The organism is Psychroserpens luteolus (genome assembly GCF_021032705.1).
GTDB classification, from domain to species: Bacteria; Bacteroidota; Bacteroidia; order Flavobacteriales; family Flavobacteriaceae; genus Psychroserpens; species Psychroserpens luteolus.
On the sequence record NZ_JAHVXI010000001.1, the window covers coordinates 837,885 to 853,171 of the forward strand.

The window sequence follows — 15,287 nt, forward strand, 5'->3', positions numbered from 1 at the left end:
AAAATTAAGATATATGCGTATCAATCACATAATTATTGTTCTTTTTTTGACGGTTTTTACTGCTTGTAAAAAAGATTCCAAAACGGAAATTAGATCTATTTCTATTGAAGAAGATGTTGTTTTTTTGGCTTCAGATGAGCTTGAAGGTAGACAAACAGGAACCGATGGAGAAAAAGCAGCAGCAGAATATATTGCCAAACGTTTTGAAAACTTAGGACTAACAGCCAAAGGAACCAACGGTTATTTTCAAACCTTTTCATTCAAACCCAAAACAGATCCACATCAAGAAGTTAACTATACAGTAAAAGATGGAGACAGCACAATCACAGGAACCAATGTTATTGGTTTTTTAGATAATAAAGCTGAGAATACCATTATCATTGGAGCACATTATGACCATTTAGGATATGGAGCCGAAGGATCACTTTATAGAGGTGAAACACAGGAAATTCACAATGGAGCAGATGATAATGCGAGTGGTGTTGCTGTCATGTTAAACCTAGCGAAAAAGTTAGCATTAGAGAACACAGGAAATAATTACTTATTTATGGCTTTTTCTGGTGAAGAGATGGGTTTATTAGGGTCTAATTACTTTACAAAAAATGCAACTATTGATTTATCTAAGGCAAATTATATGATTAATATGGATATGGTTGGTCGATTAAAAGAAGATAAGACTTTAGCAGTATATGGTGTTGGAACATCACCTGTTTTAAAGCAGGTTGTAAAAGCTAATAATTCGAAATTTAAAATCATTGAAAACGAATCTGGTGTTGGCCCAAGTGATCACACCTCTTTTTATAATAGCGACATACCAGTAATGCACTTTTTTACGGGACAACATGAAGACTACCATAAGCCAGGAGACGACACCCAAAAATTGAATTATGAGGGTATGGATATGATTTCAAACTATCTTTTTAACATCATTTCAGACCTTGATGATAATGGAAAACTACCATTCAGAAAAACAAAAAACGAAAGTGACAACACGCCTAGATTTAAAGTAGGTCTAGGGGTTATTCCAGATTATTTATATGATGGAAAAGGCATGAGAATAGATGGTGTTAGTGAAGATAAAGCTGCTCAAAGAGCTGGACTTCAAAAAGGCGATATTGTCATCAAGCTTGGTGATAGCTTAGTAACAGATATGAATAGCTATATGCGCGCTTTGTCAAGTTTTGAAGAAGGAGATAAAACCAAAGTGGTTGTGAAGAGAGGTGATGAAGAGGTTGAAAAAGACATTGAATTTCAAAAGTTTTAAGTGTTAAAAACCAAAAACGATTTTATCTATAAAGTGCACTTGATCATTTCGGTGGTTATTGTTGTTCCCGTTGCTTTTCTATATGCTTTTTATCCTGAATCTCAATTCGAATTGTTTCCTAAAACGATAGATGAACACAATTTTTATAAGGCAGTAATGGGATTGTATTTAGGCTTTTCTATATTATGGTTCATAGGAATAGTAAAGTCCAACTATCTTAAAACAGCACTCATCTCAAATGTTATTTTTATGTTAGGTTTGGGCTTAGGAAGGCTGTTAAGTATCATTTTAGATGGACAACCAAGCTTTGGTTATATCTTCGGAACAATCGCAGAATTGTGTCTTGGAATCTACGGGTTATGGACGCTGAGTAGATATAAAACTCTAAATGGTAGCTCAACAAATTTATAAACGCTTCAAATAGGATCTACTCTTAATTAAATTAACCTTTTCAGTTCTTTTTAATGCACTATTCTTTATAAAAATCATAGGTTGTTCTTTCTACGCTTGGATGTAGTTTTAAAGTAAATTTAATCACGTTATTGTCTTCAATTACAAAAGGAAAAACGGATTCGCCATATAACGGGTTATTAAAAACCGCATAAAACTCATTGTTTTTTAAATGCATTAATTTAACATTGAGGTCTTTATGATGTTCGAAATCGATTCGCAATTGATCTTCTCCTCCTTTTTTAATGGTTAACATCCCATAAACTTCGTTTTTATAAGAGCCTTCAAAACGGTCAAGAGACACCGAAGTCTTATTATTTTCAGCGACTTCCTTTAAGCGTAAATCTTTTTCTGCTTTTTCTCTATTTTTTCCCCTTTCATAAAAGCTTCTATATAATTTGCTATAATTGTTTCTAGGTAAATCTAAGTAGGCGTCTAGAATATCCCATTTAAGTGCTTCAAAAAAATAATTCTGATCGGTGTTTGTCAAAATAACTATCCCAATATTTTTTTCAGGAACGTTGGTCACAGAGGTGACATAACCATGAATTCCTCCAGTATGCATGATTAATTTATGACCTTCATAGTCCTGCAAATCCCAACCCAATCCATATAATGAAAAATGACTTTTATGAAATGGGTGCCAACTATTCCCTTGAATACTTCTTGGGTATATAGTTTGCGCAATTGCTTTTTGAGGGATGACTTGGGTTTCATTATATACTCCATTATTTAAAAGTGCAATTACCCACTTACTCATATCGGCAATAGATGAAGAAATACTGCCAGCTGGAGCAGTTGCATCGATGTCTCCATATGGAATAATTTTTAACTTTCCATCTACAAGTGTATGTGCTAATGTTGTATTGGTAGCCAACTTAATTTCTTCGGAAAGCGCAAGGGTGTTATTCATTTCGAGAGGAGTAAATATTTTTGTTCTCAATTGTTCAGCCCATGTTTTGTTTGATGAAGCTTTGATAATTTCACCAGCAATTGTATACCCTGTATTAAAGTAACCCCAAGTTTCTCTATAGTCATAAGTAGGCTCTATTAAGGCGAATTTTTTTATAATGTCTTCAGAAGATAATTCATTGTCGAAATTTAAAAAATCACCTTGAAAGGTTTCAAAACCCACACGATGGGAGAGGATATCTAAAACATTAACTTTTTCTGTTAACCATGGGTCTTTTAATTTAAAGTACGGCAACCATTTCTTGACAGGATCTTTTAAAGAAAATAGTTTTTCCTCCGCTAAAGTGGCCATTAAAATTGAAGTAAATGCTTTAGAATTACTTCCAATCATAAACAAAGAGTTTTCATCTAAAGGTGTATTTGACTCAATATCTTTAACGCCATTTACTATAGTTTTAACAACTTTTCCGTCTTTAATAATTGCAACAGCAACTCCTGGAATTTGCCATAACTTTTGTTCTGTTTTAATATATGATTCTAAACTATCTTCAATAAATTGGGGTTGATTATCTTGAGAATAAAGGCTATAACTAAGTAAAACAAATAGCGTGGTAATTTTTTGTAATCTAGTCATTATTATATCTTTTTATGAATGTATGATTTTTAAAAACTGAAAGGCTAATGCATAAAAATACAACAATTATTAAGTGAATAGTAGGTTTGTTTAAAAAGCATTAATTTTGCGCAAAATAAAACGATTTTGGTAAAAATAGGTAACATAGAACTTCCAGATTTCCCATTGCTTCTAGCGCCAATGGAAGATGTGAGTGATCCTCCTTTTCGTGCGTTGTGCAAAGAACAAGGCGCCGATGTGGTTTATACTGAATTCATCTCTAGCGAAGGCTTAATTCGCGATGCTGCTAAAAGTGTCATGAAACTTGATATCTATGAAAAAGAACGTCCGGTTGGTATTCAAATTTTTGGAGCTAACATGGATAGTATGCTTCAGACCATCGATATTGTAGAGAAGTCTAATCCTGATATTATTGATATCAATTTTGGATGTCCAGTTAAAAAAGTAGTCAGTAAAGGTGCAGGTGCAGGAATCTTAAAAGATATTTGCATGATGGAAAGCTTAACTGCCGAAATGGTTAAGCGAACCAGTCTACCTGTAACTGTAAAAACACGTTTAGGCTGGGATCATGATTCTATAAAGATTGTTGAGGTAGCAGAACGACTTCAGGATGTTGGTTGCAAAGCGATTTCTATACACGGAAGAACACGTGCACAAATGTATAAAGGTGAAGCCGATTGGAAGCCTATTGCCCAAGTGAAGAACAATCCGAGAATGCATATTCCTGTTTTTGGAAATGGCGACGTTGACTCTCCAGAAAAAGCGGCACTTATGCGCGATAGTTTTGGTTTAGATGGCTGTATGATTGGTCGTGCAACAATTGGAAACCCTTGGTTTTTTAAACAAGTAAAGCACTTTTTTGAAACTGGAGAGCATTTACCGCCTATATCAATGGCCGAACGCGTTGAAGCAGCGAGACGACACTTGCAAATGTCTATTGATTGGAAAGGTGAAAAACTTGGAGTTTTTGAAACTAGACGACATTATACGAATTACTTTAAAGGCATTCCAAACTTTAAAGAATACCGAATGAAAATGGTGACTAGTGATGACTCAAAAGATGTATTTGCTGCTTTTGATGAGGTTTTAGATAAATTTGCTAACCATCAATTTGTTTAGAAAACTATCCTTTTACTAAGTTTTTTGTAATACGTTGTGAAGCGAGCTTTGAGGCTAAAAGACCCAAAACGACAATCGTTAGAATCACAACCACAAAGTTGACAACCTTTAACTCTACAGGATAAGGAAGTGATGGCGTTAACATAATGAGTGCAAATTGCTTTTGTAGAAATACAATAATAAACCCTAAAACGAGCCCAATAGTTCCCGCTAGAATAGTCATTAAACTACCTTGTAAAAAGAAAATACGCCTAATGTCTTTTGTAGTTGTACCAAGGTTAAATAGAGTGTTTATCGATTCTTTTTTATCCAAGATCATCATAATCAATGCACCAATCACATTAAATAATGCAATAATGATTACCAAAGTAAAAATGAGATATACAGCCACATTTTCGGTGTTGAGCATCTTATAAAGCGCATCATTAAGTTGCGCTCTATCTTTAACTTCTATAGTATTTCCTAAGGCTGTTTTTAAGGCAGTGGCGACTTCTGTTTGGTCGGCGTCTGTAGTCAATTTAAACTCTAGTGAAGACACTTGGTTATCATCATAGTTGAGCAAATATCTAGCTGTTTCAATATTAGAAAAAATGTATTCATTATTCAGTTCTTCATTGATATCTAATATTCCAACATTATAGGCTTTAACGGTTGTAAATGCACCTTTAACCGAAGTGATTTGTCCTTTTCCGGGTTTAGGCACATATATTTTTTGATGTCGCGTTAAGTCTAAAGTACCATACGATAACTTTCGTGATACACCACCTCCAGATACAATTTGGTCGGTACCACGTTCGAGCCAATTTCCGTAGTAGATCCTAGAGTCTATAGCTGTAATTTTAGTGAAATTCTCATCAACACCTTTTAAGGTTACGATTTGATGTTTGTTATCAAACTCTAAGATTACCCGTTCTTCAATAATTTTTGAGTAACCTTGAATACCATCTATAGATTGTATAGCAAGAACATCCTTTTCAGAAAGTGTAAATGATTTCCTTTCAGAAGGCACTACTTTTAAATCTGGATCCACAAACGATGAAAACTCTAAGCTGAAGGTTTTTAATCCAGCAAAACCAGAAAGCACAATAAACAAGGCAGCAGAGGCAATGACAGTTCCTGAAGCCGCAATAATAGTCATAATATTTATAGAATTATTGCTGCTTTTAGAAAACAGATACCGCTTTGCTATGTATAATGAGACGTTCATGCTCTTAGTTGCGAAAGGAAAATCAATGTTAAGATAGAACTATTTTTTCTTACGTTTTTCTAACTGATCCTGATCCTTGATGGGATCATCTTCTCTTTTAAGAGAACGTTCTATGCCTTCAATGTATTCTAAAGAGTCGTCGATAAAGAATTCTAAATTTGGCATACGACGTAATTGATTTTTGGTACGCTGCGCCAATTCGTGACGTATTAAGGGTGTGTTTGAGCGTATTCCTTTAAGTAATTCGTCGGCCTCTTTATTTGGGAAAATGCTGAGGTACACTTTAGCGATTGATAAATCGGTTGTGACGCTCACCTTACTTACCGAAATAATCACACCTCGTAAACCACCATCGGTAGCTGCTTTTTGTAATACTTCGGCTAAATCTTGTTGGAGGATGCCTCCTATTTTTTTCTGTCTTTGTGTTTCTTCCATAGTTACTATAATAAGTAATCATCTGCAAAAGTAGATGATATTTAAGGATTATCTTATTTTTGATAGCAAAATTCATACCTTATCATAAGATTTCCGTTTAAACGGAAACCAAAATACGTTTACATGAAGAAAATTGAACATATTGGTATTGCTGTAAAAGACCTTGAAGCGTCTAATACGTTGTTTGCTAAACTCTTTGGAAAAAAGCATTATAAAATTGAAGCAGTAGAGAGTGAAGGCGTTATGACCTCTTTTTTTAAGGCAGGACCAAATAAAATTGAGTTATTGCAAGCAACAAATGCAGACAGTCCAATAGCAAAATTCATTGAAAAAAAAGGTGAAGGCATTCATCATATTGCCTTTGCGGTAAAAGATATTGAAAAGGAAATTGAACGTTTAAAAGACGAAGGGTTTAAAATGATACATGAGAAACCTAAGAAAGGTGCCGATAATAAATTGATCGCCTTTTTGCATCCAAAAGCTACAAATGGCGTTCTCATTGAATTATGTCAGGATATTGACTAATAATATTGGCATAAATTTCTTGCAGTCTTTGAAAATATGTAGTAATATTGCAGCCTTATTGGTCCCATAGCTCAGTTGGTTAGAGCACCTGACTCATAATCAGGTGGTCCTTGGTTCGAGCCCAAGTGGGACCACACTTAAAACCCTTCATTTGAAGGGTTTTTTGTTTTGTATCCTATCTCTTTAAGATACTTTTATTTATGAAGGGGTTTTAATAAATCGCAAATACAGACCTATTAGAGTAACTTCTACTAAAATTATTAGGATCACCATAACACTTTAAAATTTTAGACTTATATATAAAACAGGCTGTTACGAGAATACCCTAAAAAACCACTTAGTTTTAACACATTGTATGTAGGTTTTCATAATAATCAATAAAGTTTCTATTTATTCTATTCCATGAGACCTTAAGATGGCCTGAAAGCGTTCATCTTCTTTTAAATAATCAAAAAACTCATCATGCTCTCTTTTTAGCGTTCGTGTTTGTTTATTCCGTAAGGTATCTAAATGAAATAAAACACTATCGGTGTTTTTTAAGGCAGCATAAACTACAGCAAGTTGTTGGCTCTTTTCCCTAGGGTGTCCAATTTTATGAATAGAGTCTATAGTACTATAAGCCTTAAGAGTGTCTCCGGTTTTAACGTAACAATACCCTAAAAAACGGTTAAATACGTTTTCTGTTTTTACAATCTCTTCGAGATAAGGAATTGCCTTTTTGTATTTTTTTTGATCCATAAACAATCTAAAATAAGATCTATTGATGACAAATTGATTGCTATCATCATCTCTATTTTGAATCTTATCCATTATTGCTTCAGCTCTTTCGTATTCGTAGTTTGCCGATAAGGCATTAAAATAACTATTAGCTGTTGGAAATGATAAGGGGTCTAAACGATAGGCAATTTCAGCTTGTTCTAATTGCTTTTTATATTGACCAGTATAATAGAAAAACGTAGAATATTGATGTCTTGCTGTTAGATCATTTGGTGATAGTTGTATCGCTTTTTTAAACGCATTTTCTGCAGCCTCATGACGACCTTCAATATTATTGATAAGTCCCTTTACAGAATATATTCTTGAGACCTTATCGTTTATTTTTTCTGCCTTATCTAAATACTCATTTGCTAGCTTAGATGCTTCAACAGGATCTCTTCCAGAGTAATAGGTTTCTAGATATATTGAGTTGGCAATTTCAGCATAAGCTAAGGCATATTTTGGGTCTAAAGCTATGGCTTCTTTATATAATAGAATACTCTTAGCTAAGCTTTCTTCATTTCGTTTATCTGCTTCATTTCTCCCTTCTATAAACAATTTATAAGCCTCTATGTTTTGTGTAGGAACAATAGCTAATCCTTGCTCTTCTTCAAAGGACAGATTAATTTCTAGTGCATCAACAATCTCTTCAGATACTTCTGTTTGTAAGCTAAATATATTGGTTAGTGTTTTATCATAGTTCTCTGCCCATAAATGCTCATCAGTGACGGCGTCGATAAGTTGGGCTGCTATTCTAATGTCGTTTCCGTATTTGCGAATACTGCCTTCTAAAATGTAAGACACGCCTAATTCTTTAGCTATTTCAGGAATTGTTTTTTTAGTGTTTTTATACTGCATTACCGACGTTCGAGAAATCACATGCAAGTCTTTAATTTTAGATAATTGTGTCAGGATATCTTCTGTAATACCATCTCTAAAAATTTCGGCATCGTCTTCAGAGCTAAGATTTTCAAAAGGCAAGACTGCTATTGAAAGCTCATTAGGTGTTGTGTGTTGTGTGTTAAAATGCTGAACTGTAAATATACCAGCTATGGTAAGTGCTAAAACTAGCATTGCAATCACAAACCATTTGGTTTTAGAGTTTGAGATGTCTTTGGTGTTCGAAGCGTCTTTTAGTTTGCCTTTAACCTCTTCTGGTTTTGGTACAATTAAACCATCATTCGCAATAGCAAATATAGGCATGGCACCATCAACATTTTTTAACTCATAGGCATCTAAAAACTGTGCTTTAATGTCTTGATGACTTCTGATTTGATCATGAACCTTATCAGAAATCAATACACTTCCAGAAACAGCGCAAGATTCAATACGTGAGGCAACATTAACGGCGTCCCCTATGATATCTTCATCAGTATAGACAATGTCACCAACATGAATCCCAATTCTAACAGGTATTTTGGTGCCTTCAAGAAAAGATCGTTGTAACTCTATAGCGCATTTAACCGCCTCTACACTACTCGTGAAAATACTTAATGTACCATCTCCAAAATATTGAATAATCTTACCATTAAACGCCTCGGTAGTTACCTCAAATGTACTCCGATGTCTATTTCTAATATTAAGCGCTTCTTTTTCATCACGCTGCATTAAAGCCGTGTAGTCTTCAATATCTGTAAACATTATTGCAGCTAAAAGCCTTTGCTGTGACATTTTTGGATTAATTATGTTAGGAGCTACTAAGTTAATTAAAAATGTTTTGAGATGAAATTGTTTACTAATTCTGAAATAATAATTAATATCTTTAACTAGAAATTTATCACTTAATGCCTAATCATAATTTAGTTGAATTTTTATCCAAAGTGTCATTCTTCTCAGAGGTATCAAAACAATCTCTTGAGAACTTAATTGTGAATTCATCTGAGGAATCTTTTCGAAAAAATGATACGATTATAGCTAAAGACACTATAGGCGATTCTATGTATGTCATTATCAATGGTGAAGTTAAAGTTCATGATAAAGAGCATCAATATGACACCCTTACAGAAGGTGAGTGTTTTGGGGAGTATGCTTTAATTGATAATAAGAAACGGTCGGCATCAGTGACCGCTGTAGAGCGAACAAAAGTGCTTAAGATTGAACGTGAAGATTTTTTAAACCTCATGAGCGCCGACAGTGGATTAGCTCAAGGCATTTTAGCAGTTATGATTAAGCGTCATAGAGAATTAGACACCATTCAAGAACGACTCTCGACATCTAAATTAGAACTCGAATTGGCGAGTTCTAAAACGAACGGGCTCATACAAGGCGCGATGGATGCTATTATTATGTTTGATCATAATTTTAGAATTGTGCTTACAAACCCATCCGCGAATAAGTTGTTAGAAAATGATGATGCATTACAGCGTAACATACTCTACTTTTTTGATGAAGAAAGTGCTGAGGTGATTAAATCGCTAGTTAATGAAGCCGAAAAGAATACGACCAAAACAATTAATAGTTTTATTCCAAATATGGTTAAGGTTATAGGGTCTAATGAAACCGAAACTCTAAATGAAGGCACTATTAGTAAATTTGGAAATGAAACAGAAACGTTTTATACGCTTATTCTTAGAAACATAGAAGAGCGTATTGAAGCTGAAGATCAGATTAATTTTTTAACCAAGCAAACACAGTATCTTAAAGAAGAAATTAAAGAGCTTACTAATGATTATGGAATTGTTGCTGAAGATGTAAAAATGCAAAACGTTTTAAGTCTTATAAAGCATGTTGCTCCTACCAATGCTACTGTTTTAATAAATGGAGAAACGGGAACAGGAAAAGAATTAGTCTCTAGAGCTATTCACGAAGCCAGCGACAGAAAAGACATGCCATTGGTACGAATTAATTGTGGTGCGATACCAGCTAACCTCATTGAAAGTGAATTATTTGGTCATAAAAAAGGAGCGTTTACGGGTGCAACAGCAGATAGAAAAGGGCGTTTTTTATTAGCTGATAAAGGGACAATCTTTTTAGATGAAATTGGAGAAATGCCAATCGATCTACAACCCAAATTATTACGTGTTATACAAGAAGGAGAATTTGACCCTGTAGGAAGTTCCGAAACTATTAAAGTTGATGTTCGTATTATCGCAGCGACTCATAGAGATTTATTACAGCATGTAGCCGATGGTAAGTTTAGGGAAGATCTGTATTACCGACTTAATGTATTTCCAATTGAAGTTCCAGCATTAAGAGATAGGGGGAAAGACGTGTGCTTGATCGCTGATGAAATGATTAAAGGTTTTTCGAAGAAAATGAATAAACCATTAGTTGATTTGTCGGAAACTGATAAATCAGTGTTGACATCTTATCACTGGCCAGGAAATGTTCGGGAGCTTCAAAACTTGATAGAACGTGCTATTATTGTATCTAAAGATGGTGCTATTAAACTCAAGGATATCATACCAGATAAGGACTCTGATGAAGAGCTCTCACAAGAACAACAAGATAAAATCTATACAGCTAAAGAGCTACTTGCTCTCGAAAAAGAAAATATTCTAAAAGCGCTTAAGCAATCGCGCTGGAAAATTTCAGGAAAAAATGGTGCGGCCGAACGTCTTCAATTGCCTGCAACTACATTAGCTTCCAAAATCAAAGCTTTAGGCATAGAGCGACCTGTATAATTAACGATATTTCGTTAATTTAATAACGAAATATCGTTAATATACGAGTTTTCGTTTCGTATAATTATTCTTGAAACCATTTTAACACATTGATTATCAGTATTTTATATTGTTTGGCATACCATTGGCTTTAGATTGGTCAAATAAAATGTTTAACAAATAAAATTTAAAACAATGATTACAACAGCAAACATTAAAAACGGAGTAAATGTAGACCAATTAGTAGACACTATTGGAGCAGTTCAAACAAATCCAGAATTAGCAAAGTTCCAATTCAGAGCCAAAAACAATTGGATAGATGGAGGACATTGCGTATCAAGTATTAAGGGCTTTTATGGTGTTGGTGCAGAAGACACTTCTAGAGAAGACACGTTTACGATGGAGTGTAGCCATCCTAATGTATTATTAGGAAAAGATGAAGCAGCAACTCCTCCAGAAGTATTACTGCATTCTTTGGGTTCTTGCTTAACTGGTGCGATGGTTTATCATGCAGCTGCTAACGGTGTTAATATTGATAGTGCTTCATCATCTTTAGAAGGTAATGCAGACTTACAAGGGTTTTTAGGTTTAGATCCAGAAGTACGTATGGGATTTGATGGGATCAAGTTCACTTTAAAAGTAAAATCTGATGCCTCGGTTCAAGACTTAGAGAAATTTGCAAAATTCTCACCTGTCTTTGATATGATTAGCAACCCTACTCCAATTTCAATTGAAATTGTTAAGGAGTAACTATTAATTTTGAAAAAGGCTACTAAATTAAGAGTAGCCTTTTTTCTTAGCTCAACTCAAGCAATGAAATCACAACATCAAATTATTAATGCAAATCAAGCTGTAGCCCATATTGCTTATAGAACCAATGAGGTATTTCCAATCTATCCAATTACACCATCTTCTGAAATGGCCGAATTGGTTGAAGAGTGGCATGCAACAGATCAAACAAATAATTTTGGAACGCTTCCATCAGTTTTTGAAATGCAAAGTGAAGCTGGTGTTGCAGGCGCTATGCATGGAGCACTTCAAACAGGATCTCTATGCACAACTTTTACAGCATCACAAGGTTTATTACTCATGTTACCAAACATGTATAAGATTGCTGGCGAGTTAACGCCAAATGTGATTCATGTAGCAACGCGAAGTATTGCAACACATGCCTTGTCCATTTTTGGAGATCACAGTGATATCATGGCCGTAAGGAGCTCGGGTTATGCCATGCTTGGTGCAGCATCTGTTCAGGAAGCGCATGATTTTGCTCTAATTTCTCAAGCAGCGACATTAGCATCTCGAGTGCCATTTGTACACTTTTTTGATGGTTTCAGAACGTCTCACGAAACATCTAAAATTGAAATAATCTCTGATGAGGTGATTTCAAAACTTATAGATTCAAATCAGATTGATGCACATCGGGACAGAGCCTTAAACCCTAATAATCCCGTTTTGAGAGGAACATCTCAAGGTTCCGATGTGTTTTTTCAAAGCAGAGAAGCTACAAATAGTTATTACAATGTGTGTCCAGAAATTGTTCAAGATAAAATGAACGAATTTGCGAATCTTACAGGAAGACACTATCAACTTTTTGATTATGTAGGTCATCCAAATGCAGAACAGGTTATTATAACCATAGCTTCATCAACAGAAACAGTTGAAGAAACAATTAAACAATTAAATAATAAAGGCGAAAAATACGGACTTATTAAAGTGCGATTATTTAGACCCTTTAGTACAAAACACCTTGTAGAAGCATTACCATTAACATGCAAATCAATTGCTGTTTTAGATCGAACAAAAGAACCAGGAGCATCTGGAGAGCCTTTGTATTTAGATGTTTGTCAATCGGTTTTTGAAGCGTATCAAAACAACAGCTTAGCCGAATTACCTAAAATTATTGGAGGACGTTATGGGTTGTCGTCAAAAGAGTTTACACCTGCCATGGTCAATGCGGTTTATAATAATTTAAAAAGCGAACAGTCACAAGATAATTTTACAGTTGGAATCCTAGACGATATAACTCATTTGAGCTTGCCTGTGGATAAGGAGTTCGAGTTAGAAGCAGGTAGTTTTCAAGCTGTGTTTTATACTGAAAAACCAACTATTGAAGACAACGAGTACACAAGCTTATCTCACATTATTGGTAGAAAAAAAATGAATTACGTTCAATCCTATACTGAGCTTGACTATAAAAAATCACAATCACGACAAGTCAATCATTTACGTATTGATTCAAAACCAATAAAAGCACCATATTTAATTTCTAATGCCGATTTTATTGCTTGCCAAAATGTATACTTCACTGAAAAAGACAATGTATTACAACAGATTAAACTACAAGGAACCTTACTGGTTAATTCTTCACTATCGTCTCAAGCATTTTGGCAATCACTTTCAGCAAACACTCAAGAAATTATTATAAAAAAAGAGGTTGCGCTATATACCGTAGATCTCAAAAACATAAAATCAAATTTTAATCTAGGATCATCAAAAATTTCAACATTTGATGCTTGCTTCTTGTTTCTAAATAATGGCTTTGTATATTCTAGTGCTTTAGCAGAACTGAGCACACAAATTGTTGAGGTAGATACGTCAATTCAAACGAATTTTCACCCAATTAAAACAGATAATAACAAAGCGTTTTCACCAATGCTTTTAGATAAGTTATTTCAAGACAACAATAAAACAATTTTTGTTAGTGATCTTCCTGTTGATGGCACGTTTCAAACTAATACATCTCAATATAATCCCAATAGATGCTCTGAAATGATAGCACAATGGGACTCAAGCGCTTGTATCCAATGTGGAGCTTGCAGTATGGCTTGCCCTTTAGGAGCACTTCGTATAAAAGTCTTTAGTGGTTCAGAATTAGAAAAAGCACCATCAGACTTTGAATCGATTGTTTCAAAAGAATTCAAGGAAAAGAATTTCAGCATTCAGGTCAACAGTAGTCAATGCAATGCATGTAATAACTGTGTTGATGCCTGTGACGTTAATGCGCTCAAACTAGTAGACAACACTAACAAGACAAATGACAATTGGAATTATTTTGATGCCCTTCCAGAATGGAGTCGAACAAAAATTGACATGACTAAAGTGAGCCAGCAACAATTACAAGAACCATTATTTAAATATGCTACTGGTGATGATGGCTGTGGTGAATCACCTTACTTAAAATTGTTATCTCAATTATTTGGAGATCGCTTGTTGGTCGCCAATGCTACAGGAGCTAGCTCAATTTTTGGAGGCGCTCTGCCAACAACACCTTGGTCTAAAAATCTTCAAGGGAAAGGTCCTGCCTGGTCCAACTCTTTATTTGAGGACAATGCCGAATTTGGGCTGGGATTTAGATTGTCAATAGATCAACAAGAAGCCGAAGCCAAGCGATTGCTTAAAAGCATGATGAACACCATAGATTTTGATTTGGTACATGATATCATATCTGCGAAGCAACATTCGGAAATAGAGATTATTCAGCAACGAAAACGTGTTAAAGAACTAAAAGCTATTCTAAAAACAATGGATTTAAATGAAGCAGAAGCGCTTTTGAAAATTGCTGATAGCTTGATTAAGAAAAGCGTCTGGTGTGTTGGAGGAGATGGTTGGGCTTATGATATTGGTTTTGGAGGCTTAGACCATGTTATAGCGTCTGGCAAAAATGTAAACATCTTAATTTTAGACAATGAAGTGTATTCAAATACAGGCGGACAAATGTCTAAGTCCACACCATTTGGAGCTACTGCAAAATTTGGATATAACGGAAAATCAAAACAAAAGAAAGATTTGGGCTTAATGGCCATGACCTATGGAGATGTGTATGTGGCATCAGTGGCTATTGGCGCTAACCAAGAACAAACCTTGCGCGCTTTTATTGAGGCCGAAAACTATGATGGTCCTTCAATTATTATAGCGTATACACATAGCAAATCGCATGGTATTGATATGAAAAACCCGAGCCAGTATCATAAAGCAGCAGTGAATTCTGGGCAATGGTTGCTGTATAGAAACGATCCTAGGCGAGAAGAAAATAATTTGAATGCGATGCAATTAGATTCTGATTGTCCAAGTATAAGAATTCAAGACTATTTAAAATTAGAAGGACGTTTTTCAAAACTCTTCGACCAAGATCAAGATCAATTCGATCATATGATGAGATACATTCAAAAACAAGTGGATCAACGATTTGATAGGTATTTGATATTGGCTAATAACAAACCTATTCATAGAGACCAGTTGCTGCAAAAAGCTAAAATAGGACAGCAGTTGGTTTACAGGAAATAATTAATAGTATTTACCAATTTTATATAAGACTTTAGTATTTACTAAGGTCTTTTTTTATGCCTAAACCCTATTTCACAAACGAATTCTAAACCATCC

Annotated in this window: 11 protein-coding genes and 1 tRNA gene; 8 read left to right on the forward strand and 4 right to left on the reverse strand. The window is 34.7% G+C overall.

The genetic code is table 11. The annotated features are described in order from the left end of the window. The first annotated feature begins 13 nt into the window (after positions 1-13). The gene (locus tag KWG70_RS03710) at positions 14-1,264 is read left to right on the forward strand and encodes a M28 family peptidase (RefSeq protein WP_262910596.1); all 1,251 of its coding nucleotides are present in this window, start codon (positions 14-16) and stop codon (positions 1,262-1,264) included. Continuing rightward, on the forward strand, positions 1,265-1,675 hold the full coding sequence (locus tag KWG70_RS03715; RefSeq protein ID WP_230934652.1) for a DUF4345 domain-containing protein: 411 nt from the start codon (positions 1,265-1,267) through the stop codon (positions 1,673-1,675). A gap of 58 nt (positions 1,676-1,733) precedes the next feature. Here the strand turns inward: KWG70_RS03715 and KWG70_RS03720 are convergent, their stop codons facing one another. Continuing rightward, the gene (locus tag KWG70_RS03720) at positions 1,734-3,260 is read right to left on the reverse strand and encodes a serine hydrolase domain-containing protein (RefSeq protein WP_230934653.1); all 1,527 of its coding nucleotides are present in this window, start codon (positions 3,258-3,260) and stop codon (positions 1,734-1,736) included. A gap of 126 nt (positions 3,261-3,386) precedes the next feature. Between KWG70_RS03720 and dusB the strand changes: the two genes are divergently transcribed. Continuing rightward, complete coding sequence (gene dusB, locus KWG70_RS03725) at positions 3,387-4,379, forward strand: tRNA dihydrouridine synthase DusB (protein ID WP_230934654.1); 993 nt, start codon at positions 3,387-3,389, stop codon at positions 4,377-4,379. A 4-nt stretch (positions 4,380-4,383) separates the two neighbouring features. On the opposite strand, the gene KWG70_RS03730 is transcribed toward dusB, so the two are convergent. Continuing rightward, positions 4,384-5,586, reverse strand: coding sequence for an FtsX-like permease family protein (locus KWG70_RS03730; RefSeq protein ID WP_230934655.1), 1,203 nt, complete (start codon positions 5,584-5,586; stop codon positions 4,384-4,386). A 39-nt stretch (positions 5,587-5,625) separates the two neighbouring features. Further along, complete coding sequence (gene rbfA / locus KWG70_RS03735; protein WP_230934656.1) at positions 5,626-6,021, reverse strand: 30S ribosome-binding factor RbfA; 396 nt, start codon at positions 6,019-6,021, stop codon at positions 5,626-5,628. A gap of 123 nt (positions 6,022-6,144) precedes the next feature. Here rbfA and mce point away from each other — a divergent pair, with 123 nt between their 5' ends. Together mce and KWG70_RS03745 are read left to right on the forward strand one after the other, a co-directional pair. Further along, positions 6,145-6,546, forward strand: coding sequence for a methylmalonyl-CoA epimerase (gene mce / locus KWG70_RS03740; RefSeq protein WP_230934657.1), 402 nt, complete (start codon positions 6,145-6,147; stop codon positions 6,544-6,546). A 60-nt stretch (positions 6,547-6,606) separates the two neighbouring features. Further along, positions 6,607-6,680 (forward strand) — tRNA-Ile (locus KWG70_RS03745). 256 nt (positions 6,681-6,936) lie between these two features. Here KWG70_RS03745 and KWG70_RS03750 read toward each other — a convergent pair. Continuing rightward, on the reverse strand, positions 6,937-8,973 hold the full coding sequence (locus KWG70_RS03750) for an adenylate/guanylate cyclase domain-containing protein (protein WP_230934658.1): 2,037 nt from the start codon (positions 8,971-8,973) through the stop codon (positions 6,937-6,939). Positions 8,974-9,086: 113 nt separating this feature from the next. On the opposite strand from KWG70_RS03750, the gene KWG70_RS03755 reads away from it, so the two are divergent. The 3 genes from KWG70_RS03755 (at position 9,087) to KWG70_RS03765 (ending at position 15,191) form a co-directional block, all read left to right on the forward strand. After that, a complete protein-coding gene (locus KWG70_RS03755; protein ID WP_230934659.1) occupies positions 9,087-10,925 on the forward strand; it encodes a sigma 54-interacting transcriptional regulator in 1,839 nt (612 codons plus the stop codon). A gap of 174 nt (positions 10,926-11,099) precedes the next feature. Continuing rightward, the gene (locus KWG70_RS03760; RefSeq protein WP_230934660.1) at positions 11,100-11,654 is read left to right on the forward strand and encodes an OsmC family protein; all 555 of its coding nucleotides are present in this window, start codon (positions 11,100-11,102) and stop codon (positions 11,652-11,654) included. Between the two features lie 63 nt (positions 11,655-11,717). Then, positions 11,718-15,191, forward strand: coding sequence for a thiamine pyrophosphate-dependent enzyme (locus KWG70_RS03765; RefSeq protein WP_230934661.1), 3,474 nt, complete (start codon positions 11,718-11,720; stop codon positions 15,189-15,191). Positions 15,192-15,287: the final 96 nt, after the last annotated feature.